Raw genomic sequence first — 3,352 nt, 5'->3', positions numbered from 1 at the left:
TGTTTTGATCGATATAGAGAGAAGGATGTTTACTAGGTCTGGCGATGCCCTACTCTCCCACGTCTTGAGACGCAGTACCATTGGCGCAAAGGCACTTAACTTCCGGGTTCGGAAAGGGACCGGGTGTTTTGCTCTCGCTATGATCACCAGACCGAGTAAACATCCTTTAATTCCAAGTCAGTACACGTTTTGTGTGTATGCTTTTGATTTGGTAGCAGCCGTTGTTTGTGTCTGGCTATTACTGGATCAAATCAAGCCTATCGGGCAATTAGTACTGGTCAACTGAACGCATTGCTGCGCTTACATCTCCAGCCTATCGACGTGGTGGTCTACCACGGCCCTCGGGGATACCTTGTTTTGAGGGGGGCTTCCCGCTTAGATGCCTTCAGCGGTTATCCTGTCCGATCATAGCTACCCTGCACTGCCGTTGGCACGACAACAGGTCCACCAGTGGATCGTTCACCCCGGTCCTCTCGTACTAGGGGCAACTCCTCTCAAGTATCCTACACCCACGGCAGATAGGGACCGAACTGTCTCACGACGTTCTAAACCCAGCTCACGTACCTCTTTAAACGGCGAACAGCCGTACCCTTGGGACCTGCTCCAGCCCCAGGATGAGATGAGCCGACATCGAGGTGCCAAACACTGCCGTCGATATGGACTCTTGGGCAGTATCAGCCTGTTATCCCCGGCGTACCTTTTATCCGTTGAGCGATGGCCCTCCCACTTGGGACCACCGGATCACTATGGCCGTCTTTCGACTCTGCTCGACTTGTCAGTCTTGCAGTCAGGCTGGCTTCTGCCATTGCACTCAACGAGCGATTTCCGACCGCTCTGAGCCAACCTTCGCGCGCCTCCGTTACGCTTTAGGAGGCGACCGCCCCAGTCAAACTACCCGCCACGCAGGGTCCCGGATCCGGATAACGGACCGCGGTTAGACATCAAGCAGAACAAGGGTGGTATCTCAAGGATGGCTCCACAGGAACTGGCGTCCCTGCTTCGAAGCCTACCACCTATCCTGCACATGTTGTGCCTGATGCCAGTGCGAAGCTGTAGTAAAGGTGCACGGGGTCTTTCCGTCTAACCGCGGGAAGCCTGCATCTTGACAGGCAATTCAATTTCGCTGAGTCGATGTTGGAGACAGCGGGGAAGTCGTTACGCCATTCGTGCAGGTCGGAACTTACCCGACAAGGAATTTCGCTACCTTAGGACCGTTATAGTTACGGCCGCCGTTTACCTGGGCTTCAATTCAGAGCTTGCACCCCTCCTTTTAACCTTCAGGCACCGGGCAGGCGTCAGACCCTATACGTCGTCTTTAGACTTCGCAGAGCCCTGTGTTTTTAGTAAACAGTCGCCACCCCCTGGTTTGTGCCCCCAGCCCCTAGTTGCCTAGGAACCGGGCCTCCTTCTCGCGAACTTACGGAGGTATTTTGCCGAGTTCCTTCAACATCGTTCTCTCAAGCGCCTTGGTATTCTCTACCAGTCCACCTGTGTCGGTTTAGGGTACGATCTCATGGAGGGCTATTTCCAGGAACCACTCAGCGGCCCACCCAATCCGATAAGGGTGAACAACAGTCGTGATCCGTCACATCCTCCTGGCCCAGGAATATTAACCTGGTTCCCATCGACTACGCCTTTCGGCCTCGCCTTAGGGGTCGGCTTACCCTGCTCAGATTAGCTTTAAGCAGGAACCCTTGGACTTTCGGCGAGAGTGTCTCTCACACTCTTTGTCGCTACTCATGTCATCATTCTCGCTAGTGATCTCTCCACCCGATGGCTCACGCCCGGGCTTCACAGAAAGCTCCTTGCGTCCAACACCTTGCGAACAAGGCTAAGGACGCATGGAACTATGTCACACTACGCTCTGCTACCATGCCTTACGGCATCCTAAGCTTCGGCTCATGGCTTGAGCCCCGTTACATCTTCGCCGCAGGATATCTTAATTAGACCAGTGAGCTGTTACGCTATCTTTAAAGGATGGCTGCTTCTAAGCCAACCTCCTGGTTGTTTTGGACGTCCCACCTGCTTTCCCACTTAGCCATGAATTGGGGGCCTTAGCTGTAGGTCAGGGTTGTTTCCCTCTCCACTACGGACGTTAGCATCCGCAGTGTGTCTGCCATCTAGTACTCCCGGGTATTCGGAGTTTGGTTAGGATCAGTAAGCCTGTGGGGCCCCATTACCCATCCAGTGCTCTACCCCCCGGGGTATTCGGATGACGCTCTACCTAAATAGATTTCGCAGAGAACCAGCTATCTCCGAGTTTGATTGGCCTTTCACCCCTAGGCACAACTCATCCCGACCTTTTTCAACAGGTGTGGGTTCGGACCTCCAGTAAGTGTTACCTTACCTTCATCCTGGTCATGCCTAGATCACTCGGTTTCGGGTCTGATCCATCTAACTCGACGCCCTATTAAGACTCGCTTTCGCTGCGCCTACACCTACCGGCTTAAGCTTGCTAGATAGACCAAGTCGATGACCCATTATACAAAAGGTACGCCGTCACCTCGCAAGGAGGCTCCGACTGATTGTAGGCGTTCGGTTTCAGGTACTGTTTCACTCCCCTCGTCGGGGTGCTTTTCACCTTTCCCTCACGGTACTGGTTCGCTATCGGTCAGTAAGGAGTACTTAGCCTTCGGAGGTGGTCCTCCGATCTTCAGACAGGATTTCACGTGTCCCGCCCTACTTAATACGTCCCATCGAGCTACCCATACGGGGCTGTCACCCACTATGGCCTGTCTTTCCAAACAGTTCTGGTCACTCTCAAGGCTCGGCTGGTCCCCGTTCGCTCGCCGCTACTAGGGGAGTCTCTATTGATGTCCTTTCCTCCGGGTACTTAGATGTTTCAGTTCCCCGGGTTCGCTCTTAAAACCCTATGTATTCAGGTCTTAAGTACCTGTTTATGCACCCTATTGATACCCGAGGGTAACAATAGAGAACATTCAGGTGGGTTGCCCCATTCGGAAATTCCTGGATCAAAGCTTATTCTCAGCTCCCCAGGACTTATCGCAGAGTATCACGTCCTTCATCGCCTCTTACTGCCAAGGCATCCACCAAACGCCCTTCTCGCGCTTGATTTGATCCAGAAAAAGCAAGACTTCTTCACGCTCCCGAAGGAGCGAAGACTGCGCGGGACGGAAGCTGGTAACAAACCGTCCCATTCTCCTGGATCAAAAGCATACTTTCCCGCCCACGCGATCGCGTGGACTTGTGTGATGGTTAATCACACGGGTTAGTGTACTTGACTTGGACAACTCTGTTCGTTTCAGCAGGGATACACATAGATAAGCGAGGAAGCACTCGTCTACATGCCTTCCAGCGTCCCTTGCGGGCCGTGGAACCAAACTGAGATCAG

2 rRNA genes are annotated in these 3,352 nt (G+C 53.3%); both read right to left on the bottom strand.

From position 1 onward, the window contains the following. Nucleotides 1-36: 36 nt before the first annotated feature. Nucleotides 37-151: ribosomal RNA gene (gene rrf / locus DDT93_RS26195) — 5S ribosomal RNA — on the bottom strand. 96 nt (nt 152-247) lie between these two features. Continuing rightward, nucleotides 248-3,075 (bottom strand): 23S ribosomal RNA (locus DDT93_RS26190). Nucleotides 3,076-3,352 lie beyond the last annotated feature (277 nt).

The sequence above is a fragment of the Albibacillus kandeliae genome (assembly GCF_003116585.1).
Classification (GTDB): Bacteria; Pseudomonadota; Alphaproteobacteria; order Rhodobacterales; family Rhodobacteraceae; genus Albibacillus; species Albibacillus kandeliae.
Note: the sequence above shows the minus strand (reverse complement) of the source record. Positions and strands in the feature narration are given on the sequence as shown.